The 24,767-nt window shown below is 57.3% G+C and carries 16 protein-coding genes; 11 read left to right on the plus strand and 5 right to left on the minus strand.

The annotated features are described in order from the left end of the window. Nucleotides 1–29: 29 nt before the first annotated feature. A complete protein-coding gene (locus SH661x_RS18000) occupies nucleotides 30–818 on the minus strand; it encodes an inositol monophosphatase family protein (RefSeq protein WP_437224366.1) in 789 nt (262 codons plus the stop codon). 248 nt (nucleotides 819–1,066) lie between these two features. Here SH661x_RS18000 and SH661x_RS18005 point away from each other — a divergent pair, with 248 nt between their 5' ends. From SH661x_RS18005 to SH661x_RS18040, 8 genes are all read left to right on the plus strand, one after another. Then, entirely contained in the window at nucleotides 1,067–5,344 is a 4,278-nt protein-coding gene (locus tag SH661x_RS18005; RefSeq protein WP_437224369.1) for a hypothetical protein, read from the plus strand. Between the two features lie 60 nt (nucleotides 5,345–5,404). Then, nucleotides 5,405–7,075: an ABC1 kinase family protein gene (locus SH661x_RS18010; protein ID WP_437224371.1), complete on the plus strand. Its 1,671-nt coding sequence runs from the start codon at nucleotides 5,405–5,407 to the stop codon at nucleotides 7,073–7,075. A 228-nt stretch (nucleotides 7,076–7,303) separates the two neighbouring features. Continuing rightward, nucleotides 7,304–7,864: a heme-binding beta-barrel domain-containing protein gene (locus tag SH661x_RS18015; protein WP_437224374.1), complete on the plus strand. Its 561-nt coding sequence runs from the start codon at nucleotides 7,304–7,306 to the stop codon at nucleotides 7,862–7,864. Between the two features lie 288 nt (nucleotides 7,865–8,152). After that, the gene (locus tag SH661x_RS18020; protein WP_437224376.1) at nucleotides 8,153–8,734 is read left to right on the plus strand and encodes an RNA polymerase sigma factor; all 582 of its coding nucleotides are present in this window, start codon (nucleotides 8,153–8,155) and stop codon (nucleotides 8,732–8,734) included. Beyond that, nucleotides 8,731–11,010 carry a protein kinase domain-containing protein gene (locus SH661x_RS18025; protein ID WP_437224378.1) on the plus strand — a complete coding sequence of 760 codons (2,280 nt, stop codon included), beginning with the start codon at nucleotides 8,731–8,733 and terminating at the stop codon, nucleotides 11,008–11,010. The genes SH661x_RS18020 and SH661x_RS18025 overlap by 4 nt, the downstream gene beginning before the upstream one ends. A 279-nt stretch (nucleotides 11,011–11,289) precedes the next feature. Then, complete coding sequence (locus SH661x_RS18030; RefSeq protein ID WP_437224380.1) at nucleotides 11,290–12,834, plus strand: SpoVR family protein; 1,545 nt, start codon at nucleotides 11,290–11,292, stop codon at nucleotides 12,832–12,834. A 119-nt stretch (nucleotides 12,835–12,953) separates the two neighbouring features. Further along, entirely contained in the window at nucleotides 12,954–14,669 is a 1,716-nt protein-coding gene (locus SH661x_RS18035; RefSeq protein ID WP_437224383.1) for an ArnT family glycosyltransferase, read from the plus strand. A 531-nt stretch (nucleotides 14,670–15,200) separates the two neighbouring features. Continuing rightward, complete coding sequence (locus tag SH661x_RS18040) at nucleotides 15,201–16,532, plus strand: site-specific DNA-methyltransferase (protein WP_437224385.1); 1,332 nt, start codon at nucleotides 15,201–15,203, stop codon at nucleotides 16,530–16,532. Between the two features lie 59 nt (nucleotides 16,533–16,591). On the opposite strand, the gene SH661x_RS18045 is transcribed toward SH661x_RS18040, so the two are convergent. Further along, nucleotides 16,592–18,406: a hypothetical protein gene (locus SH661x_RS18045; protein WP_437224387.1), complete on the minus strand. Its 1,815-nt coding sequence runs from the start codon at nucleotides 18,404–18,406 to the stop codon at nucleotides 16,592–16,594. A gap of 291 nt (nucleotides 18,407–18,697) precedes the next feature. Here SH661x_RS18045 and SH661x_RS18050 point away from each other — a divergent pair, with 291 nt between their 5' ends. After that, nucleotides 18,698–19,813, plus strand: coding sequence for a tetratricopeptide repeat protein (locus SH661x_RS18050; RefSeq protein ID WP_437224389.1), 1,116 nt, complete (start codon nucleotides 18,698–18,700; stop codon nucleotides 19,811–19,813). A gap of 49 nt (nucleotides 19,814–19,862) precedes the next feature. Here SH661x_RS18050 and SH661x_RS18055 read toward each other — a convergent pair whose 3' ends face one another. The 3 genes from SH661x_RS18055 to SH661x_RS18065 all read right to left on the minus strand — a co-directional run bounded on the left by SH661x_RS18055 (nucleotide 19,863) and on the right by SH661x_RS18065 (nucleotide 22,459). Continuing rightward, nucleotides 19,863–20,564 (minus strand): lysophospholipid acyltransferase family protein, encoded by a 702-nt coding sequence (locus SH661x_RS18055; RefSeq protein ID WP_437224391.1) that lies wholly within the window; start codon nucleotides 20,562–20,564, stop codon nucleotides 19,863–19,865. Further along, nucleotides 20,561–21,331, minus strand: coding sequence for a hypothetical protein (locus tag SH661x_RS18060; RefSeq protein WP_437224393.1), 771 nt, complete (start codon nucleotides 21,329–21,331; stop codon nucleotides 20,561–20,563). The genes SH661x_RS18055 and SH661x_RS18060 overlap by 4 nt, the downstream gene beginning before the upstream one ends. A gap of 315 nt (nucleotides 21,332–21,646) precedes the next feature. Beyond that, nucleotides 21,647–22,459, minus strand: coding sequence for a hypothetical protein (locus SH661x_RS18065; RefSeq protein WP_437224396.1), 813 nt, complete (start codon nucleotides 22,457–22,459; stop codon nucleotides 21,647–21,649). Between the two features lie 347 nt (nucleotides 22,460–22,806). Here SH661x_RS18065 and SH661x_RS18070 point away from each other — a divergent pair, with 347 nt between their 5' ends. Together SH661x_RS18070 and hemL are read left to right on the plus strand one after the other, a co-directional pair. After that, entirely contained in the window at nucleotides 22,807–23,403 is a 597-nt protein-coding gene (locus SH661x_RS18070) for a phospholipid scramblase-related protein (RefSeq protein ID WP_437224398.1), read from the plus strand. 52 nt (nucleotides 23,404–23,455) lie between these two features. Then, nucleotides 23,456–24,742, plus strand: a complete 1,287-nt coding sequence (hemL, locus tag SH661x_RS18075; protein WP_437224400.1) for a glutamate-1-semialdehyde 2,1-aminomutase — start codon at nucleotides 23,456–23,458, stop codon at nucleotides 24,740–24,742. Nucleotides 24,743–24,767 lie beyond the last annotated feature (25 nt).

Genomic DNA, 24,767 nt, shown 5'->3' on the forward strand with positions numbered 1-24,767 from the left:
AACTCCGTATGTAGCGGTTGTCCGGCTGGTTAGGATCCCGAGGATGGAGTCGATCGAAACACTTCAACCAGCGATTGATGAAGGGCCAGCCCGTTCGTTGCCAGCACATCCGGGACCATCACAGAGAATGGGACTTCATCGCTGGTGGTCGTGATACGGCCGCCCGCTTCCTGAACGATCAACACTCCTGCCGCCATATCCCAAGGCTGCAGACTGGTCGACCAGAACGCTTCAATTCGTCCGCTCGCCACAGCACACAGATTCAGAGCAGCCGAGCCGGTTCGCTGAACAGTTTGAGCCAGCTCCAGAATCCGGAGAAATCTTTTGACCGAAGGGTGATCCTGATTCACCTTGACCGGCAAGCTGGCCATGCACATCGCCTGATTCAACTGGGCGTTTTCCGAGACTTGAATCGGGCTGCCGTTGAGTGTCGCTCCGCCCCCTGCGGTCGCTGCGAACATCTCATCGCGGTTGGGATCGTAAATGACACCCGCGATCATTTCGCCCGCTTTTTCCAGTCCGATGGAGACTGCGTAGTACGGAAATCGATGCACGTAATTCGAAGTGCCGTCCAGCGGATCAATGATCCAGCGGTACGGAGAATCCCCTTCGTTGTGCAACAGTCCTTCTTCACCCAGAAACCGGTGATCCGGGTAGTGACCTCTCAGGAATTCGAAGATGGCTGTCTGGGACGCCAGATCCGCCTCGGTGACGAGGTTTGCAGGGCTCTTTTCACGAGCGGTGAATTTCTCGCCCCACTCTTCGAGCTTCTGTCCTCCAAGACGAGCTGCCTCCATGGCCGCCTGTAGAAAATCCATTCTCATGCCTGCTTTCGAAATTCAGTGATGACGTTGACGATCCATCTTTGAAGCGTCTGCCGATGCAATCTTCCTCGGACCCGGGAATTTTCAGGTTCCTCGATTTCCCGGAATTTTCGGAAACATTCACCAAACACAATGCGTCGACTATGATATTGGCTGGGGATTGACCGCTGCTTCCGCTTCAGGATCATCGGGTAACGGACGAATCCACGAGATTCCCCTCAGCCTCGTTACGGAAGTTCACGATGGCAGTCACGGAAAAACAACGGCCGGAACCCGCATCGACAAACTACGTCGACTTTGACGAGTTTATCGATTTTCAGCTCCGAAAGACACGCTCGGGAATCCATCACACCGATTTGATTTCCGCCGGCGTGGTCCTGCTCTGTCTCCTCACCACCTATCTGCTGCTGTTTGCCCTCTTCGACCAGTGGATCATTTCGGGGGGTTTCAGCCAGAACGCCCGGATTGTCTTGCTGGGTGGAGTGATATTGGCAGCTGGTGGATGGGTTGCCTGGAGAATTCTCTACCCCTGGCTGCAGTCGATCAACGCTCTCTACGCCGCGCGGCAGATTGAACAGGCGCATCCCGAACTCAAGGGAAGCCTGCTCACCTGGGTCAATCTCCGTCAGGCGGGCAAGGAGATTTCCCCTTCGATCCTCGCTGCGCTCGAGAAACGTACTGCCCATCAGATCTCGAACGCCAACGTCGATGAAGCGATCGACCGCCGCATGCTGATGCGTGCCTCTTACGTTCTGCTGGGGCTGGTGATTGCCACCTGCTTATATACGCTGATTTCTCCCAAGAAAATGTCGACCACGCTGTGGCGTGCGCTGATGCCGGCCTCTTCAGTCTCCGCAGCCACACGTACCGAGATCCGGGACGTGAAGCCGGGGAACACCGAAGTGCTGGCCCGCGATCAGGTCGATGTGATCGCCGAACTCGGAGGTCAGATTCCTCCGGAAGTGACCCTGCTCTTTTCAACGGCAGACCGGCGGTTCGTCAATCAGCCGATTCGCATGCAGAAAACCAAGGACGAACTTCCCCGCTTTCTCGGTCGCCTGACGGGAGATGGCGGTAAGGGGCTTCTCAGCGACGTCAGTTATCACATTCAGGCGGGAGATGCCCGCTCTGCGACCTATCAGATCCGGGTGAATCAGCCGCCGGCAGCGGAGGTGTTCGAAGTCTCGTACGAATATCCCAAATACATGGGGTTGAGCCCAGCCACCCAACCGGGCAGCACGATTGAAGCCTGGGAAGGGACCTATGTGACAGTCCGGGCCCGTCCAAATATGCCTGTTAAGAAAGCCCGGGTTTATTGCTCGGATACCGAAACCGCCACCGCCAGTGCGGAAGAGTATCCGATGACGATTCGCGATGATCTTCTGACCGCCCGCTGGCAGTTGAAGTTCCGGGATGACGGAACCTTCGCTCGGTACTACCACGTGCAGGTCTGGAACGATCGGGATCAAAAGAATCCGCAACCGACCATCGCCCGCATTCAGATCCGACCGGACCTCAAACCCGAAATCAAACTCATTCACCCGGATGCGGATTTATCGGTCCCGGCCAACTCGCAGGTCCCCATCGCCTTTGCAGCGCGGGATCCCGATTTCCTGCTCAGAAAGGTTTCCCTGAAGCTGCAGCTGCATGGGGAAATTCTTCCGTTTCCATCTCCGCTCTTTGCTGCTCCTCCGGAAATGGCTGAATTCAAAACCGTTTATCGGCTCGATCTCTCAAAGCTCCCGCTGAAGACGGGCGATCAGATCACCTACTGGGTTGAAGCCGAAGATAATTTCGAACCGTTTGACAAGCGGCAGAAAAATCTTGCGCGGTCTCAGCAACTCACGCTGACCATCACCGACCCGGTCACTCAGGAAGAGGCCAAGGTGGAAGAACGCAAGCAAGAGAACCAGCTGCAGCAGAAGATCCAACAGGCCGATCCCAACGACCAGCCAGAGAATCCTCAAAACCAGAACGAGCCCCGGGATGATCGCGAACAGCCCAGCGAACCCCGCGAGATGAAAGAGGAGCCGGAGCAGGGAGAGCAGGGGATGGGCGATGATGCTCCCATGCCTCAAGAGAATCCCGCCGATCAGGATCCTGCTGGCAACGAGTCTGGCAAGGACGGTCAGAAGATGCAGCCTGATGCCGAAAATCAGGACCAGCAGAATCAACCCGGCCAGAAGCAGAAACAACAGCAGCAAGGTGCCAGCGGAGAGAGCTCTGATCAGGAAGCGTCTGAAGATCAGCAACCCGGTGAGAAGTCTGGAGCCGGAAAACAGTCGAATCAGAAAGGGACCGGCAAGGACGGAAATTCCGGTCCAACCGGCGGGAAGTCGGGTTCGGACGGTCAGAAACAGTCACCGCAGCAAGGCGGCGGCAAGAACACTACTCGTCAGAACAAGGCAGCCGACGATCAGGCCCTCGATCAGCTCCTGAAATGGAATGACGAAGAAGAGCAGAAGAACCCCGGCGAAAACTCCCCTCAGCCGGACAAAGGTGAGAAGCAGTCCGGCTCGTCCTCCGGAGGAAGCGGCGAGAACAACAACCGCACCCCCGGATCATCCAGCGAAAACGCGGGAGAGAACGGCGATTCCGCAAAGCCAGGTTCGTCCGAATCGATGTCGAAGGAGAACTCCAACAGCCAGAAGCCTTCAGGGGAGAAGCAGAACTCCTCCGATCCTTCCAGAAAGGATCAGTCCAAAAACGGAGAGACTCCGCCTGAGAAAATGAACAACCAGTCCTCTGGCGCTGGGGAAGAATCCGAAGACCGCCCGGATCCCGGTCCGGATCCAAGGCAGAAGCAGGATGGAAATGGTCGCGGTTCCTCACCGGAGATGAAAAAAAATGGAAGCGGTGACCAGCCGCAGGGTGAGAAGAATCCGTCTGGCGCTACTGGCGAACAGGGGGGGACACCCGGCGAAAAAGCTGCAGGCGAGAACGCTCAGTCTGGAAATTCCTCCGAAGGGAAATCCGGCGATGCCAATTCGAATTCGCCTCAGATGAAACAGAACGACTCTTCCTCCGACTCAGCGGGCGAAGATTCTCAGGCCGCCCCGGCAAAGGACGGAGAAAACAAGAGCGGCACAGGGCAGTCGCAGCCCGGGAAGCAGGAAAGCGGCACTCCGGAGAAGGGGATGACTCAAAAAGGAAAATCCGGGGGCGAACCACAGCCCCAAGGTGATTCCGGAGAGACCGCACAGCCAGAACCGGGCTCGAACGGTCCGGGTGAGAAATCGGACAAGCCTCAGAAGGGAAACCCCAATCCTGCTGGCAAAGGGAATTCGCAGGACTCCGAATCTTCCGATTCGCCGCAGCCGTCGGGGAACATGAAGTCCAACCCCGGTAAGCAGGGGCAGACCGGCCAGAACGCGGATCAACCGGGAAATGAATCGCAGGATGGGAAACCGACCGGCGATGCGGAGAAGATGTCAAACCAGCCCGGGCAGAAGCCGGCGGGTGAAAAGGAATCCGCACAACCCGGAAAGAATGAGGCTCCTGCTGGCGATCAGAATGGCGAAAAATCGCCCGCTCAAAATGGAAAAGCCGATCCCAACGGGAAGCCTGCGGGCGGTGAGAAGTCAGACGGAAAGCCGGACGGCAAGTCGGACGAAGGGGCCCCGGCTGACGCTCAGAAGGGAATGCAGGGGGACCAGAACAAGACAGCTCCCAGGCAGGGGGATGCTGGAAAGGGTGACCAGAAGAAACAGGCGGGTGGCAAAGAGCCCGGTTCCGGAGAGGAGTCGGGCGAGAACATGAACGGCCAGCAGATGGAAGGGGGCAAGCAACAGGGAGGAAAGGAACAGGGCCAGCCTCAAGAAGGTCCATCGGGCGACGGACAGAAGGAGGGTGGCGAAAAGCAAGGACCATCCGGCCAAGGGAAAGGACAGGAGGGCCAGGGGAAGGAAGGTGAAGGTCAGGGCCAGGGCAAAGGTGAGGGGCAAGGTCAGGCCAAGGGCGAAGGGAAAGGACAGCAGGGAGGGAAAGAAGGAGGCCAGCCCAATGGTCAGCCGAACGGGAAACCGGGAGGCCAGCCTGGAGGAATGCCATCCGGAGGCGGGTCACCTTCGAATGGGGACGCCAGTCCTGATGGCGGCGACGGTTCCGGCGGGGACAACCTCTCTGCCGAGGAAGCCGATCTCCGCCACAAGAAAAAGGCAACGGAACTGGCGCTCAAGCGTCTGCGAGACAAGCTCGAACGGGGTGAGACCCCCGAAGCGTTGATGGATCAACTCGGTTACACTCAGCAGGATCTCGAACGGTTCATGCAGCAGCTGGAACAGCGGCTGGCAGACCCGGGACTGGATCAATCCGCGGAGTCGGCAGCTGCCCGACGGCAGTTCGAGTCTCTGCTGAAGGGGATCGACTACAACTCATCCGGACAGCTGCGGGAAGGGGGCGAGCGGGAGCGCAAGGCGTCGCAGAGTTTCGGATCCGGGAATCGACCGGCCCCGCCGATGTATCGTAAAGACAGCGAAGCCTACAAAGAAAAACTCAACCGGCAGCCATCCCCAAAATAGACTTCCCACTCCATTGGTAAAAGCTGCCCCTGACCTCTGCCCCCTGACCCCTGTAACCCAGTGCAGCCCTATCCACTCCGATTTCTGAAGAACCTGAATCGTGGTCGCGAAGTCGCCACGGTACTGCTGAACTATGGCTTCGGAGATGTGCTCGAACGGCTGGGGCTGCTCCCCTATCTCAAGTGGGGACGGCGGCTGATCACCCGCAAAACTCGCGAGGCCACTGAACAGCTCACCACGCCACGCCGGATCCGACTGGCACTCGAAGACCTGGGGCCGACGTTCGTCAAGTTCGGACAGGTCCTCAGCACTCGCGCCGACCTCCTCCCTCCCGATGTGATTCAGGAACTGTGCAAGCTGCAGGAGCATGTTCCCGCCTTCCCGGTACAGGACGTTCTGGAACAGCTGGAAGAGGAGTATCATCGTCCCATCAAGGAACTGTTCGCGAAGTTTGACGAGCAGCCCCTGGCTGCGGGATCACTGGCTCAGGTCCACACTGCGGTCGCCAAAGACGGCCGTGAACTGGCAGTGAAGGTCCGACGCCCCGATGTCGTGCATGTCGTGGAACGGGACGTCGCGTTGATGCTCGAACTGGCACAGCTGCTGGAACGCCATGTCCCCGAGTCTCGAGTCTTCGACCCGGTCGGGCTGGTGAATCAATTCACCCGGACAATTCGCCGCGAATTGAATTTTCGCCGAGAAGGTCGAGCCATGCAGGAGTTCGCCCGACTCTTTCAGGACGACCCGCGCCTGTACGTTCCACTTGTTGAGTCGGAGAAGCTGTGCGAGTCGGTGCTTGTCATGGAGCGGGTCGACGGACTCAAGGTCAGCGATCGTGAGACGATCCTCAAATACCGTCTGGACCCCGCCCTGATCGCACGCAACGGCGCGGAAATCTTCCTGCGCATGGCGTTTGAGATGGGAGTGTTTCACGGAGACCCGCACCCGGGCAACATCCGCATCCGCCCCGACGGATCGATCTGCCTGTTCGACTACGGCATGATCGGCTTTCTGGATGAGACACGACGCGAAAGTCTGATCGACCTGTTCGTGGCGGTCGCTCGAAACGACGTCGATACCGCTGTGCATGTGGTGATGAGTCTGGGACAGCCGACACAGCGTGTCGAGAAAGTTCTTCTGCAGGCGGACGTGCGGGACTTTATGGACGCTTATTACGGCGTTCCGCTGGAACAACTCCGGATCGGACCGTTGCTGAACGATTTCATTGGGATCCTCGCGAGCCACGGTCTGCAGTGCCCGGGCGACCTGATGGTCCTCGTCCGGGCGATCGTGACGCTTGAGGGGGTGGGTCGCCAACTGGATCCGCATTTCAATCTCGCGGAGGTTCTTGCGCCGTTCGTCGAACGCCTGATCCGGGAACGATATCATCCCCGCAAAGTCGTCGAACGAGCGTTCTCGGACATCCGCACGCTGCTGGGGGCGGCCCACGATCTTCCGCTGCATCTTGGCAGGACGCTGCAGAAGATCAGCCAGGATGAGATGAAGGTCCAGCTCGAACACCGAGGTCTGGATCATTTGATCAACGAGTTCGACCGCTCCAGCAACCGGATTGTGGTCGGCCTGCTTATTTCCTCGCTGGTGCTCTCGACCGCTCTGATCATTCGAACGGCCAGCCCGAATTCCATGTGGATTGCAGTGCCGATTTTCATCCTGTCTGGCCTGCTGGGGGCCTGGCTGATCTGGGGAATCCTGCGAAGCGGCCGACTTTAAATAAGATGGAGAGGCGGATTCCCGATTTCCGTGGCAGATCCCCTTCCCGCAATGCGACTCCGCGAAGCGTTGGAATCAGAAACAGGCCACGATCCGATTGCCCTGAAGTGTGGTGTAACCACCTTGTGCTGAACGGTTTGTACGCGCATCTGCGTGAGGCATCACCCCCTTTGCGCCATACAGATTCCATTCAACAGAAACAGGTGGGCGAACACACAGGAACGGATTGTGACCTCGAACCCCCAATGCAGTGAGAGCTGGGGCCCGCTGAAGCCTCTGATCGGTAAGTGGGCGGGAGCGCGGGAGAAGCAGAACGGTCCCCGGCATCTGGAGCACTTCTACGAAGTCCGCACGTTTCAGCGTCGCTCGACCGTTCCGGGAAGCTCGCATTCTCCCCAGATCTTCCCGCTCCTGTTCTCGATCCGGCTCTTCGATTTCCACCAGCGAGAACGTCAGATCAGCGAAGAAACCGGCTATCTGCTCTGGACCCCGGAATCTCAGCGAGTCTCTCAGCTGACGTTGCAGCCCACCGGCGTATTCCGATTCGAGCGGGCGACCATGGAAGAAGCTGAGCAAAGCTGCTGCCTGATCTTCGATTCGCAGCGTCACGACTCCCATCTCCTGGCGGCGGACCTCGATTCGCAGGGCCCACGGCTGCACGCCGTGGAATCGACCATGGTCTACGACGCCAGCACGTTCCGGTTCGACCAGAGCTTCCGGCTTCAGGCGGATGGGAATTCTGATTTTTCTTATCGAGAAGTTGGCGAATTAATCAGAATTGATCCCTAAAATCGCAAATTCTGGCATAAACTCAACCAGCGGCCGTTTGCGTGTCGATGGGCAGATCGATTGGTCCGGCAAAAAAGGGTGAAGATTGTCCACAAGCGGGAAGGGTCAGTGTTCTGATCTCGCCACCGCAAGAACGGGCAATGTTCACTTTTGGAAACCGCTCCTCATCGTCCTTGCCCCACTCGATGTTCCCTCACCGTTAAGTTGGGTAACTGGACTGGAAAATGGTTGGGGTTATACGTAACAATCTGGCTATAGGCATCCCATCTCACGCTCAGGGAAATTGCCATGGCTGATGAAACCCAAGGCGAACCGCACTTCGAATCTCTGCTGGTCAACGCGCGCGCTGGCTCAGAAGAGGCGATTGCACACCTTGTGAACTCATTTTCCCCCAGCGTGTACCGCAGCATCCGACGTTCACTGGCCCGGTCGCTTCGCCGCACCACAGATTCAGATGATATTGCACAGTCGGTGTGGAAGTCCTTTTTCGCCATGCGTGACAAACATCTTTGTATGGAGTCGCCCGAACAGCTGAGAGGTTTCCTCGCCCAGATGGCGGCACACAAAACCATTGACCGCGGACGACGGTTTTTCGCCCAGCAACGACGTGGAGAGAAAGCGGCCGCAAATGCTGCGGGTGAGAACCTGCCGCATTTCCCGGCTGATCGTAAAACCCCTTCCCCTTCCGAAGAACTGATCGCCCGGGAGGTCCTCGAAAAAATCGCGGGCTCCGTCCCGGAGAAATTTGCCGCGGTCATCAAGAAAAGGGCAGAAGGGGCGACGATTAACGAAATCTCAGAAGAACTCGGTATCCCATTACGCTCACTGCATCGAATTCTTCAAAATGCGAGGGCCAGAAGCAGCGGATGAAGAACCATCTCATCGAATCACAGTTTGTCGGCACGAAGTCGGAGTCTTTGCTCTCCGAACTCCTGCAGCACATTCCCGAAGGCCAGACCTTTGATGCGGCCGCACTGATCAGTTCGCACAGCGAACTGCAGGCGATGCCGTCCGTCATGGTGGATCTGGCATATGAAGATTACTGGCGCCGGATCCAGAACGGCATCCAGGTCAATCTCGATCAATTCGTGGACCGTTTTCCGGAAATCCGCGAACGCCTTCTGCACATGATTGACGTCGGCGACCTGATCAAACAGGCCCCCGATGTCTTCCTCAGCCTGATGAAGCCGCAGTGGCCGACAGTTCCCGGCCCGCTCGGACATTTCGAACTCATCAAGCAAATCGGCGAAGGGGCCTTCTCACGCGTCTATGTGGCCAGAGACCTTTCCCTGGCAGAACGGGCTGTCACTTTGAAGGTGACCCGCTTTGCCGTGCGCGAGGTAGAAGCTCTCGGCCGGCTCCAGCACCCCAGCATCGTCAGCCCGCTGGGACTCTTTGACGACCTGATTCCCGGTCTGGTCGTGCTGTCGATGCCCTTCTGCGGCCGGGCGACTCTCACGGACCTGATCCATGCCCGCCCGCTGGATCGTCAGCAGGCAAAGGCGTTCAACTATTCCGACCTGCTGCAGAAGCTGAATGAAGACATTGAAGAGATCCCCGAAGTCGATTCGGTGGCTCCTTGTCTCCCTTTCAAACAGACAGTGGCGTGGATCGGAGCGAGACTGTCAGAAGGTCTGGCTCATGCACACGCCAACGGCTTCTGCCATTGCGACATCAAACCGTCCAACATCCTGCTGCAGCGGAACGGGGCTCCGCTGATCCTGGATTTCAACCTGTCCGTCTCGCGCCAGCAGCACTCCTACACCGGGGGCACGCTGGCCTATATGGCTCCGGAACAACTGCGATCTCTGGGTGAAACAGCGTCCCTGGACGGAACCGTCGACGTTTATTCCCTGGGAGCCACACTCATCGAGCTGGTCCAGGGGCGTCCTCCATTCAAACTGGCCTCGCAGGGTTCGATCAAGAAAGGGGGAATGCCCCATCCTCTCGAACTCGGGACACCGGCATTCCAGTTCGATCCGTCGATCCGGAAGAGTCTGGGCCGCGAATTTGCATCGTTACTGGAACAGTGCGTCTCGCTGGATCCTGCAGATCGACCGACAGCCCGGGAACTGGCGGCGAAGCTTTCGACTCTCTCCCAGTCCGGACTCCCCAAACCAGTCTCCAGAACTCGACGGATTCTGACGAGGGTCGGCCTGGCGACCACACTGGCAGCAGCGGCGGCCACAACCTGGGTTGCAGTCACTGCTCCGTCCCTTGAGGAGCGGTATCACCTGGGACTGCATGCACTGACCCGCGGGGATTCTCCCCAGACAGCCTTCCGCCATTTTTCACGAATTGTCGAAGCGGCCCCAGCGCGTGTCGACGCCAAGATTCTCCGCGCCTGCTCCTTGATTCAGCTGAAGGACTGGGACGTCGCTTACGGTGAACTCCGAAAGATTCGCTCTTCAGTCGACAATCCTGAATTCAGTGCGATTCTGGGATACGTCCTGTGCCGCTGGGATCGGCAGCACGAGTTGGCCGAGCATGAGTATACAGCCGCCTACCGTGCCGGCATTCGCAGACTCGATGTCTTGAACAATCTCGCCTTCTGCCAGCTTCGCGGTAACAAACTGGAAGAGGCCCGAAAGACTCTCGCGGAAGCATCCGAAGTGGGTCCCCAGTCCCCCGCTGTCCTGTACAACAGGGCGAATGTCGAGTTCAAATTATCGCGTCAACTGCAGAAGCCGCCTCACGCAGAAGTGGCGGACGCCATTCTGGCGAACGATCAGCTCTCGACTGACCGGGAATCGCTCCTGCTGGCTTCCAATATCTACTGGCTGGCCTCGAAAGTTGATCCGCAGTATCGCGAACGGGCGATTGACTGCCTGAAAACCGCAGTCGAGTGCGGGGTGACTCGAGACGAAGTCAGCAATCTTCCAGACATCGCCCTGCGTCAGGTGGACCCGCGCTTCCAACAGGTTCTCGCCGCAGCTCCACTTCGACGTCCTGCTGATGCAGCAGAATCGAAGTTCGACCGCCTGTTGTCCCCGCCGCTGCAGAGTGATGAATACCTGGCCGAACTCTCCAGCGAGTCGCCGGGAATGGCACTCCTGTCAGACGACGTTCCAGGCTCCAATTCAGCAGAACGAAACGGGACTTTCCCGGGACTCCAGATTCGGACCGTCAGTAACAACGAGCTGTAGACCTGACTGTCCAAGCTCCCGGAACCGGGACGATTGAACGCACGACGCAAGTCATCCACCACGCCGCGATGCGACGTGCAGACGGCTTTGATCACTGCAAATTTGCTGTCCCGCAAAAAACTCCTCTATTGTCGCTGCAGGACTTCCCGTAGAATTCCTTGCGATTAACTCGTTCTTTGGATGGCCGGTTACGCTCGCGATGACGTCAAGTCTGCCCGGCCATCGCACTCCAGGCTTTCGCCAGCGTAACCTGCTTCCGACAGGACCCCGTCTGGAGTAATGATGCCGGTTACGACTCATCGGGCATTGCCCCCGGAAATCCGCGACATCCAGCTGCAGATGGAAGAAGTCGCCAGATCTTACGGACTGGACTTCTTCGAAACCATCTTCGAGATGCTCGACTATGAAGAGTTGAGCATGTTCGCCGCCTATGGAGGTTTTCCTCTCCGGTATTCCCACTGGCGTTTTGGTGCCGAATACGACGAGCTGCTCAAAAGCTATTCGTACGGTCTCTCCAAGATCTACGAAATGGTGATCAACACCGATCCCTGTTACGCGTACCTGCTCTCCGCCAACGCGATCACCGACCAGAAACTGGTGATCGCACATGTCTACGGCCATTGCGATTTCTTCAAGAACAACGCCTGGTTCTCGAAAACGAATCGCAAGATGCTCGATCAGATGGCCAATCATGCAGCGCGGGTCAGCCGGTACATCGACCGGGTCGGGTATGAACCGGTCGAACGGTTCATCGATGCCTGCCTGTCGCTGGAAAACCTGATCGATCCGCATTCCCCCTTCATCAAGCGGACAGAACAGGATGACCGGTCTGAAGAGAGCAAACGGGCCGAAGACCGCGCCGAACAACTCGATCCGCGAAGGTCTTCAGGAGCAACCGGGAGATTCTCTTCCAAAGATTACATGGATCCTTACATCAATCCGCCGGACGTTCTCGAGCGGGAAAGGAAGGTCCGTGAAGATCTCGATCACGCCCGCGCGGCCGCCCGTTCCTTTCCCGAAAAACCGCAGCGCGACGTGCTGCTCTTCCTGCTTGAATACGCTCCGCTGCGGGACTGGCAGCATGACATTCTGGCAATCATTCGGGACGAAGCGTATTACTTCGCTCCCCAGGGTCAGACAAAAATCATGAATGAAGGCTGGGCCAGTTACTGGCATTCCACCATCATGACCCGCCACGGACTGACCGACTCCGAAGTCGTCGACTATGCCGACCATCATTCCGGCACCATGGCCATGAGTCCTCAGCGTTTGAACCCGTACAAAGTCGGAATCGAGCTGTTCAGAGACATCGAAGAACGCTGGAACAAGGGCCGCTTCGGTGCCGAATGGGAAGAGTGTGAAAGCGACGACGCGAGGAACGCCTGGGATCTTCAGCTGGGACTGGGACGCGAGAAGATTTTCGAAGTCCGACGAATCCACAACGACCTGACGTTCATCGACGCGTTCCTGACCGAAGATTTCTGTCGGAAGCACCGGATGTTTTCATTCGCATACAACGAGAGCAGCGGGAACTACGAAGTGGCCTCGCGCGAGTTCCGGGCCATCAAGAAACAGCTGCTGACCAGCCTGACGAATCATGGTCGACCGTTCATCTACGTGAAGGATGGAAATTATTCCAACCGGGGCGAGCTCTACCTGCAGCATGATTATCAGGGAGTCGAACTCAAGCGGGACTACGCCAACGCGACGCTGACCAACCTGCAGATGATCTGGGGGCGTCCCGTCCACATCGCGACAGTCATTGACGACAAGCCAACAGTCATCTCTTACGACGGTCATACTCACGACACCCGCTCCGCCTGAAGTGAAGCGTCCGGGGTTTGAATCGACCTTGCCATCGGCACCCTTTTTCATCATCCTCCCCGCATGGGCTATCGGGGATCGAATTTTTCATTCATGTCCTGAACGCATGAGAAAAAGAGATGTCGATTTCAAAGCGGGCAGATGCTTCTCAAATCACAGCGGAAACGACGTTTCAGGACACAGAGGAAGCGCCACTCACTGCGTCCCGGCGCTGGCCGATCGAATGGATTCTGCTGGCCCTGATCCTGGGACTGGCACTGCTTGTCCGGTGGCGGATGCTTCCTCTTCCACTCGAACGGGATGAAGGGGAATACGCGTACGGAGCACAGCTGTTGCAGGGACGCGGCCTGCTGTATCGCGATCTTCACAGCATGAAATGGCCCGGGATCTATGCAGCGTATTCGATCATCATTTCTGTCCTGGGCGAAACCCGTGAGGCGATCAGGCAGGGTCTTCTGGTGATCAATCTCGCCAGCGCGCTGGCAGTCTTCCTGATCGGCCGGGAGCTGATGGAAAGGCGATTCGCAGCCTGGAGCGCCGCGGTCTATCTGGTCCTGACAGTCCTCCCGGTGACCCAGGGAATCATTGCCAATGCGGAACACTTTGCTCTGGTCTTTCCGCTTTATGGGGCCTGGCTGTTAATGGTCAGCCTGAAGCACAGACTCTGGGCAGGCCTGTTTCTCGCCGGTTGCCTGATGGGACTGGGGCCGACCATGAAACAACATTCCGTGATGTTCGTCATCTGGGGCGGACTGCTGCCGTTCTGCCTTCCCCTGCCACGAACTCTCACTGCATTTCTGCGTCATGTCCGCGAAGCTGCGATTTATTCTGCTGGCGTTTTAACCGTCTTCGGGATCATGTTTGCAGCGATCTACCGACTGGGGATCTGGCCGGAGTTCCAGTTGTGGACGATGGAATATACGAAAGGATATACCTCGCAGATTCCGTTGGATCGGGCATGGAAATTCTTCATCTTCAACTTCACCCCCATCATGAAAATCACGTGGCCGGTATTTTTGATGGCGGTCGCAGGACTGTTTTCCATCCTTCGAAGAAAGGAAATCTGGTCGATCGCATGCGGGGCGGGCCTGTTGCTTTCGGGGATTGCAGCGACCCTGCCGGGGTTCTACTTCCGGACACACTATTTTCTTTTCATCATGCCGGGGGTGGCGATTCTTGCCGGCTTTGGGCTTCGCGCCATGCAGGTCTGGAGTGAACGCACCCCAGATTCGAGCCGCAGATGGATCGCCGGCGGAGTGACGGTGATGACGCTTCTGATCCCGATCAGTCTGCAGGCTGGCCTGATGCTCAAGCAGCCGATGAACGTCGTCTCACGAGCGATGTATGGGGGCAACCCCTTCGTGGAGACTCCCATTCTTTCAGCTTACCTGAAAGAGCAGATGACTCCGGAGGACCGCGTTGTCATCTTCGGTTCCGAGCCGCAACTCTGTTTCGAATCGCAGCGACTTCTGGCCGGCGGCTTTGTGTACATGTACCCTTTGATGGAACGACACTCGCTCAGCGGCGCGATGCAGGCACAGATGATCGAGGAAGTAACGGCTGCCCGCCCGGAATTTGCTGTTCAGGTTGCAATTCAGTCATCATGGCTAGGGAGACCGGATTCCGATCCGATGCTGGTCTCGTGGATGAACGAATACCTCGAGACTGAATTCTCGCCCTGCGGCCTAGTTCTTCTTTATCCTGATCAGGAAAGCGACTTCTTCCTGGAGGACGATGGAGAAACACTCGATCTCCGCCAGTTGCCGTTTGATGACGACGCGGCCCGAATCATGATCTACCGGCGACGTGAGCGTGGGGTCCGTGAGCAAGATTGAGTGCTGACGCGATGCAATGTCGCGTCAGCCGCAGTTGCCCAGAGCATGGACGTTTAGCGCGTACAGGCCAACCTCGTCGGGAAGCGAAGCCACACCTTTGAAGTGTGTGGCTCAATTCCGACTGAAAATGGGGATCCTACGCGAAAACAGGAGGAGGCTGGTTTTCGAAGTCTGTCGAGCGTTTGCCCGGACAGTCACTTCAAAATCAGCTCTTGCGATGCCGGATCTTGGCGCGCATACGTCGCTTTTTTCGACCCAGTTTACGACGACCCTTGCCTGTTTTCTTAACTCCCATTTCCCTGCACTTTCAAAAATGTTGTTGTGACCATCGAGAATTCCCCTGTTTTCCCCGGTTTCAGGGAAAAAATGGAAGTCCGCAAAGTAGTTCAGCTGCACCAAAATTGCAAGCTGGCTGGCAGACGGGCGGTGAAATTGTCGCCAGCTGAGGTCGACGGAATCGGCAGCGTCTGGTCAAATCGGTCAATTCATCAACACCGCAGACAGGTTCTGAGGCCGAAAACAGAAGCAAGCATGAGCGCGACTGCGAAACTCGATCCGGACCGTGCGGACGCTCAAATGGCGCCGCCAGTGGACTCGAGCCAGCTGATCGTAGACCAGGACAAGGCGTATCGGACGACGACTTCCTCCAGCGGGAACCAGTTTTTCGACAACCGTCTCATCTTCGGCGACAACCTTCCCGCTTTACAGTCGCTGGAGGTCGAGTTCGCCGGCAAGATCAAATGCGTCTACATCGATCCTCCCTACAACACGGGAAGTTCGTTCGAGTACTACAACGACGATCTTGAACACACCCGCTGGCTGGCCTGGATGAGAGAACGTGTTGAGGTCCTCCACCGGCTCCTCAGGCCCGACGGATTCTTCTGCTGCCACATTGACGACGCGGAAAGCCACTACCTCAAGGTGCTGCTGGACGAAGTGTTTGGTCGGGCTCACTATCTGACCACCCTGTATGTTCAGGTCAGGTTTGCAGAGAAAACCCTGAAGCGGGACATGGCGTTTCACAAACAGATTGAACAGGTCCTTGTCTACCGCAAAGGGGCCTCAGCGACTCCCAATCAGAATGAGAAAGCGGTTTCTTTCGAGAAGTTCAAATACACAGTTCGGGAACTTGGACCGGGGAGGGAAGTCGAGATCGGTGGACGGAAGACAATCCTCTTTCAACCCGGGGAATACGAGATTATCGAAGGGGTCGGAAACGAGTTCGGGCTGAAGGAGATCTGGGCGACAGGCACGATCCTGGACGGCAATTCATCCGGCCGGTTCTTCCGAGATCACCTCGCTGGTCGTGCTGCTCAGGATGGACTGGGAGTTCTCTACAAGGTGGACGGGATTGGAGACGATCGGTTCAAGTACCGCTACTTCACCGGCCCCCGTCGGGCGAACGCGAGCAAAGGAAAATACTATCAGGGAGTTCCCCTGTCGCTGCTCGAGCATCCCAATGAATTCGCCAACGTGCCGATCGAAAACTTCTACGACATGGCAGCAAGTTTCGGAAACTGTCGACATGAAGGGGGAGTTGAATTCCGCAGCGGCAAAAAGCCGGAAGCACTTCTCAGTCTGATCCTCAGGCATTTCTCGGACTCGGGGGACTGGGTACTGGATGCGTTTGCCGGATCGGGTTCCACAGGAGCCGTTGCCCATAAAATGGGGCGACGCTGGATCATGATCGAGAAGGGCGATCAGTGTCAGACCCACATCGTCCCTCGCTTGAAGAGGGTCATTGACGGTGAGGATCCAACCGGCGTGACTCAGTCTTCAGGATGGCATGGAGGCGGCGGATACCGATACTTTCGGGTTGCTGCGCCGGATGAAGTGTTAGGCAGCACGGGCGTCATTGAATAAAAAAAGAGCCCTCTTCGGTGAGGAAGAGGGCTCGATTCAATCGTGATCAGAAATGACGACTACTTGCAGGTGTTGCAGGCAGCGGGTGCACAGGCTGGAGTTACCGGAACCTGCACGGTCTTTTCGACCAGTTTGCAGACCTGAACTTCAATCTGCTTTTCGACCTGAACCGGGACTTTGACGGTATAGGTTTCCGTCTTGTCTTCGGTGACGGTGTCGCACACGGTCACTTCGTAGGATTCTTCACGGGTCTTCGGGACGCAGACGGTGTATTCCACAGTCTTGGTCTTCGGAACCGAGACAACCTTGGAGACGGTGTAAGTCTTCGTCCGGGTTTCCGGAACGCAGACGGTCACGTCGTAGGTGTACTCTTCTTCACGGGAAACCTGCTTGGCCACCTTGTGAGTTGCAGTCCGTTCTTCCGGATGGCAGACGGTGACGTTGTAGGTGTATTCCTCTTCGCGAGAGACCTGCTTGGCCACTTTGTGGGTTGCGGTCCGTTCTTCCGGATGGCAAACCGTGACGTTGTAGGTGAACTCTTCAGTACGAGGAACCTGCTTGCAGACCTTAACCGTGCGGGTGCGGGTCTCTGGCTTGCAGACAGTCACGTTGTAAGAGAACTCTTCCTGACGGGGAACCTGCTTGCAGACCTTGTGAGTTGCAGTGCGGGTTTCCGGCGTGCAGACGGTCACCGAGTAGGTGTACTCTTCATCGTTCCAGACAGTCTTGCAGACGGGAACCTGGCGGGTGCGGGTTTCCGGAACGCAGACGGTCACGTCGTAGCTGAACTGCTCCTGACGGCAGACAGGCTTGCAGACGGTGTAAGGAACTTCTTCCGTCACAACGTTTGGAACCCATTTGCGGACGCAACGAGTGCAGCAGGGATTGCAGGGATCAACAACCTGCTCGGTGGTCCACGCTCCCAGATCCTTGCAGACCGTGCGGGTGTGGGTTTCCTGAGCGGTTTCCCAGACGTTCTTGGTGCCGGTGCGGGTTTCGGTCTTGGGAACCAGGACGGTGTAGGACTCTTCGACCTGCTCCTGAACGGTGCTGGCGACCTTGCGGACCCCTTTGCGTTCTTCCTGGTGCGGAACCTGAACCGTGTACTCCCGGGTCACGTCTTCCCAGACAGTGTCATACACAGTGCGTGTGCCGGTCTTGGTTTCCTGATGAGGAACCAGGACGGTGAAGGTCTGTTCGACGTCTTCCCAGACGTTGTCGACGACCGTGCGAGTTCCCGTTCTGCTTTCCGTTGCCGGAACCATCACGGTGTACTTGCTGGTGACGTCTTCCCAGACGGTGTCACACACCAGGCGCTTGCCGGTCCGGGCTTCCACAGCTGGGACCTGCACGGTGTAGGTGCTGGTCACATCTTCCCAGACGGTGTCGCAGACGGTTCGCTTGCCGGTTTTGGTTTCCGTCTTGGGAACCTGAACGGTGTACTCTTCCGTCTTCTCTTCAGTCACAGTTTCGCACTCGGTGTAGTTCACTTCCTTGGTGCGAGTTTCGTTTTCGTAGTAAGTCACGGTGCGGGTGCGGGTCTCCTGGCGGGGCACCTGCCGGCTCACCTTGTACGTGCGGGTCTTTTCCTGATCCTGCCACTCAGTGGTGGTGATCGTCCTGGGTTCAGTGACCAGCTCACGAGACAGAACCGTCTTTTCAACATACTGAACTTCCGGTGCTGCAGCACAAGCCGCTCCACCTGCAGTTCCACAAGCCGTCCCGCAGGCGTTACAGCTTGGGTTTTCAGTCGCACACGGTGCCGCACAACACTGACGGTTGTGGCGGCGATGCCAACCGCAGTCGCCGGCTTCTGACCAGCTTGCTGCAAGCGTCATGACGACAGCCGGCAGCACCAACAAGAATCGCTTCATAGATGTCCTCCCAAAGGTGTTGAGAATTCTCACAGGGGGCCGCTGCCCTCAAAGTCAGTGAGTTGAGCCCAAGAGTTTTGAAAAATTTTTGCAGAATCGAGGAATGATTAAAGAATTTAGGGACTATGGATAAGATACGAGCTCGAAACACCTTCGCAAGGCGCTGTTTGCGATTTTTCGGAGAAATGGGTCATGTGGAGAAAACTGTCTCAAGTTGCTGCAGGTAGCCCTCACTCAGCTTGGGGGGTTTGCACTGCCTGTACCGTTATGACCCTGCTGAATTTCGCAGTCGTGACGGCAATTCAAGCAGCCGATCAGTCTCTGAGCCCGGCTCAGATTTTCATCGTGACTGCAGAGGCAGCCCCGGTCATGGCGGGGGACAAGCAGATCGGGACCGCCCCGCTGGGCTCCGCCCTGACCATGACCAAACTCAATGGGAACTGGCGATATTCCGCTGCCGAAAAAGGCTGGATTCACGTTCGAGATCTTGTCTCTCTCCCGGAAGCCCACAAGAAGTTCACCGCTGAAATTGCAGAGAAACCGACCCCCCGGTCCTACCAGCTCCGAGGGATTTCATTGATGGCCCAGGAGGAATGGGCGAAAGCCGCTCAAGACTTTGAGAAGGCCTACGATCTCGGCCAGAGTGCCGTGGCGATTCATCTGAACCTCGCCACCTGCTATGAACGCCTGGGCGAACTGCCGGCTGCTTTGGAGGAGTACAACCAGATCCTCAAAACCTACCCGGATGACCTGAGTGCCTCTCTGGCGCGAGGCCAGATTCATCTTCAGCAAGGGCAATTCCCAGCGGCGTTGCGGGACTTTGAAAAAGGTGTCGAAGTCGACCCGCAGTCAGCGGACGCCCAGAATTCCCGGGGTGTCGCCTTGCGGATGCTTGGTCGGTACGAAGAGGCTGTTGACGCTTATACAAAGACTCTCGACATCGATCCGAAACGGGCCGATGCACTGGCAAATCGCGGATATGCCCGCAAAAACCTGGGTCAGCTGCAGGAAGCACTGAAAGACTACGAAGCCGCCGTCGAACTGGCTCCGGACTCCAGTGCCATCGGCAATGACCTGGCCTGGATGCTCGCTACCACCCCGGACAGCGAACTTCGAAATCCGTCTCGCGCCGTCGAGATTGCGGAGAAGGTCTGTCAGAAAACCAAAAACGAAAACGGTGAGTACCTGGATACGCTCGCAGCAGCTTACGCCAGTCAGGAGCGGTTTCCGGCAGCCATCGAAACCGCCCGTCTCGCTTTGACCGTGATGGGAGACAATCCGGGAAAGGCGAAAACACAGGAACGACTGGAGTTGTATCAAAAGCAACAACCCTACATTGAAACTGTCGTCACCAGCGCCCAAGTTGTTCCCGAGGAACAGCAGCCAGCGGAACCCAAGGCTGAGTGACAAGTCGTTTCCAAGAAAAGCGACGCCGAACGTCAACCGGGAGATTTGCTTATCGCCTCGGGAAATCGGCACTCTCTTCGGACTTGCCCTGATTGGCCCATGCATCCGCCTCGGCCATTGCTGCTTCCAGACGCTGGCGAATGACTGAAATGAACTCTTCCTCACGCCCGCGTTGAGACAGCCGACGCACTTCATCTGATCCGATGGGCGAACCGATCACCACGCGGACGTTACGGGCTCGCGGGATCAGACACCCGCGCGGGTACGCGTCACCCGCCCCGGCGATTCCGACAGGAACAATCGGGACCTCCGTCCGTCGAATGATCGCCAGAAAGCCGGGCTTAAGTTCCTGCAGACGGCCGTCGCGACTGCGTGTTCCTTCCGGAAAGATGCCCACGTAGTAGCCCTGCTGCAGTCGTTGAACCGCCAGCCGAATGCTCTCGGTCGCAGCGGCGTCGCGGCGAATCGGCATGACGTAAGTGTTTCTCAGAATCCAGCCAATCACGGGAACGTGAAAGAGATTGTGCCGTGCAAGGTAGCTGACCGGCCGTTTGAAGCTGACTGCGGTCACCAGAGGATCGATGAAACTCTGGTGGTTGATCAGCAGCAGGGCCCCTCCTTCCGGAAGCAGATCTTTCCCCCGGACCCGGTAGCGAAAAACGAATACGAACAGGTTCTGCATCAGCAGTTGGAAGCCGCGCCAGATCCAGTTTCGATGGAGCGGATCGACAGACACAGGCTCCCCGCTCATCGGAGAGTCGATCCATCAGGCAGCACACTCACCCGCGGCGCCTCTCCGGGACTTTCGAAGAGCGAAATGATTCGTGGAGGTGCATCGACGGAGTCCTGCGACGGGACCACGAACTGACAGCAGAGTGTTCCGTCCGTCAGGGAGTGCACGCACGACAGGTTCTCCGAACCAACTGCGATCCGTTCACCCGATTCCGACAGCAGCTTCGATTGAGCCACCTGGGCCAGTCGTTCGGCAGCAGGAGCTCCTCCAACCATGATCACCGCGCGAATGTTTTCCATCCGTCGCTGAGCTGCGTAGAGATCCTGTAGGCCTTCAATGTTCGGAAACCGCGTGCAGAGGAGCCCAACCGCGTGACCATCCACGCGATAAACAGCTTTGGCTGTGCGGACACGAATAATGGTATCCGCAGCACCGCGGATGTCCGAACTCAGGCCGGTCCGGATTGATTCCGCTTTGATTGCGTTTTCCAGTTCTGCGGAATTCAGCTCAGAAAGATGGTCTCGCTTCAGCAGGCAGTTGATCAACGACTCCAGCTGTTCGCGACTCAGGTCTCCCCAGAGTGACCCCTGTCCAACCCGTACTTGAACTCGACCGTTCGCGAAGATGGCGACTTCAGGAGGTCCCAGAAGACCATCCTGCACATACCACAATTCCGCGACAGGCACGCTGGGATCTTCCGGCAGGGCGATGGCATCCGCTCCTTGCACGGAGACGTTGCCCAGCAGGGCGACGGAGAACAGAACTTGGAGGAGGCGACGTAACATAAAGTGTCTTTGCCTCGGCCGGTGCATCAGAAACTCCAAAGAGCTCTGAGGCTGTTGACGAGAGAACAGACCCGACCACGAACTTGTGTTGCTGATATTCAGTCCAGTTTCGCTTTCGGGCCACTCAAAGGTGAGATCGGCACCCAAGCGCTGGGCAGATTACCCCAATTTCGCTGGTCGTCACAATCCGAATTCCCGGCCGACGAAGTCCGTGCCTCAGAAACGAACCGACCGCCGGATCACACAACCATTGCGTACGGTCCAGCGGCCATGATTTTCGACTCAACCTCAACAAAAACAGAGACTTGCGTCGACCTACTTCTCGGCAATCTCTGCTTCTGCGTCATTCCCGGTGGCGACCGCCTCCATGTTCTCACTGATCTGCGAGGTCTCCTCGAACTCCGAACGGGGTTCCGTCGAAGCCTTGTTTTCGATGGTCGACCGGGCTATCCACTTCACGACCCCAAACGGAATCTCGCTGGAGCGGGCAAGTTCGAAGGTGTTTGTGGAGCGCTCGGAGGGAGTTTCCATCGTCGTTTCCCCGGTGTGTTGGGTGACGTCAAATGTGCCAGCGGGGACCTGCTCCGGCTTGGCGTCTTCGGAGTCGGTCACTTCCAATGAATGACGCACCAGCGACACGAGCGGATACAGTTCGAGCACTCCCGATTCGATCGGCTGGACCGGTCCGTCGCCGATCTTGCGAAACCCCTTCACAATGGGGATGAAGGAGACATGCACGGTACGATTGTCCTTGACCGTTTCCAGAACTTTTCCCTGAATCGCCGACTCCGGAACAAGCACCTTGTAGATCCGCACGCCCCCGGGACCTGCCTCGACAACCGCCTCGGCCGCTTTGCCTGTTTCGCATTTGATTTCGAGCCATCGGCACGGCTGCTCTTTGCCTTTGTACTCCGCTTCTTCGGTTCCCACGGATTTGAGCGTGACAATCCGCCTCCACTCCATGGTGAGGTCTTCCTGAGCGGAGTCAGGGCGTTTCACGGTCTGCGTGTAGGTTCCCTCGTATCGCACCCAGTCCCCGTCCTTAGGGAGGGACCAGATCAGACCTTGAGCCTGAACAGTGCTCGTGAAGCAAAGGATCAATCCGCTGCAGATCAAAGACCACTTCATGGGGCCGCTCCGGGAAATGCGCATTTTGCCGACGATCACAAGGAATAGGGGCAGATTCTCAATTGATTGGAAGTGTTGTTTATAGAGTGCAAAAAGTCTCAGGGGAACTACGACATTGCCAGAAGCCCCCGGATTTTGGCGAAGCCGCTCCGTCTGAACCGTTCCTGACGCCGTCAACGTGGCAAAATCAGACTTCAATCGGAATCGAATTTCGTCCGCCCGGAGCCCAATCACCGTGCCAGTCCCGGCCTGAAATTGCTGTTCCGCAGGCAGACCACTAAATTGGAGCCGTCTTTTCCCGGATCTTCAGTTTCAGTTTTCGCTTCAACTCCTCTCTCCGGACTGCCATGCATCCCGCTCTGAATCGCAACCTGTATCTGGTGAAAGAACATGTCGGTTTTTTCAAAGCGGCAAATAACTATGACATCTTCGATCCCGCGACCGGAGAGATGATTCTGGAATGCCGGGAACCGCATCTGGGACCACTCACCAAGATCCTGCGTTTCACGGACTTCAAACGAAACACCCCCTTTGACATTCACGTCACGACCCCTGAAGGAGAACAGGTTGTCCGCATCCAGCGCGGAGTGTGCCTGTTTCTTTCGAAAGTGGACGTCATGGACGAAGATGACGACCGGGTCGGCGGCTTCAAACAGAAGCTCTTCTCGATCGGCGGAGCCTTTCAGGTTCTCGGCGAGAATGACGAACCGATGTGTGATCTCAACGGCAGCTGGACCGGCTGGAACTTCAAATTCACCCACGCCGGCGAAGAACTCGCGGAAGTGACCAAAAAATGGACCGGACTGGGCAAAGAGCTGTTCACCAGTGCTGACAACTACGTCGTCAAGATTTCCGACATCGTCCCCCCGGACAATCCAATCCGGATTTTGATCATGGGAGCAGTTTTCTGTATCGACATGGTCTTGAAAGAACACCGGAAGTAAGCCCTATCCCTACGAACATCATTGATCCCACGCCACAAGAGCTCGCCCCACCATGTTGAACCACACACACAGTCTTCAGGAATTTCGACGCGCCCAGGCAGTCATCCCCGGCGGAGTCAACAGCCCAGCCCGCGCCTTCGGCGGAGTGGGGGGAACTCCCGTCTTCATCGCGCGGGGCGACAAGCAGTATCTGTACGACAACGACGGCAACCGTTACCTCGACTATGTCGGCTCCTGGGGACCGCACATTCTGGGGCATCGTCATCCCGCGGTGATTGCCGCCCTGCAGCAGGCCCTCGAAACCGGCACCAGCTTCGGCGCTCCCACCGAAATTGAATCGGTTCTCGCGGAACTGATCGTCGAAGCGGTTCCTTCGATCGAAAAAGTCCGCATGGTGAACTCCGGAACGGAAGCGACGATGAGTGCCATCCGGCTCGCCCGGGGATACACGAGTCGGGACGTCATCATCAAGTTTGCCGGCTGCTATCACGGTCACGTCGACAGTCTGCTCGTACAGGCCGGCAGCGGAGCGTTGACGCTGGGAACTCCTTCCAGTCCCGGCATTCCCAAAGGCTGCACCCAGGACACACTCGTTCTGGAATACAACGACATTCCTGGTCTCACCGCCGCCTTTGAACAACAGGGGGACCGCATTGCTGCCATCATCCTGGAACCGGTCGTCGGCAACATGGGGACGGTCGCGCCCCTTCCCGGGTTTCTCGAAGCATGTCGCGATCTGTGTACACGGTTTGGCACAGTTCTCATCTTCGATGAAGTGATGACGGGCTTCCGCCTCGCGTATGGGGGAGCACAGGAGCGTTTCGGCATCACTCCCGATCTCACGACACTGGGCAAGATCGTCGGCGGTGGTTTACCCGTCGGGGCCTATGGCGGACGGGCTGAGATCATGGACAAGATTTCCCCTGTCGGCCCTGTCTATCAGGCGGGGACTCTCTCCGGCAACCCGCTCGCGATGGCCAGCGGAATCGCCACACTTAAGACTTTGAAAGAGGTCAATCCCTACGCCCGTCTGGAGTCCTACACACAGCGACTGTGCGACGGTCTCAGCCGGCTGGCGACTGCCGCTGGACTTCCACACACGATCGGCCGGGTTGGCAGCATGTTCACCCTCTTCTTCAATCCCGAACCGGTGACGAGCTACGCGGTCTCGGCGAAGAATGACACCGCACGATTCTCAAAATACTTTCACGGCATGCTCGAACGGGGAATCTACCTCCCCTGCAGCCAGTTCGAAGCCAATTTTGTCAGCGTCGAGCACACCGACCAAGACCTGCAAAACACTCTCGACGCTGCAAAGGCAGTCTTCGAGGAGTGCTGAGCCTGCTTCCGGCCGGATTCAGAGG

This window comes from Planctomicrobium stercoris (assembly GCF_051465655.1).
Taxonomy (GTDB): domain Bacteria; phylum Planctomycetota; class Planctomycetia; order Planctomycetales; family Planctomycetaceae; genus Planctomicrobium.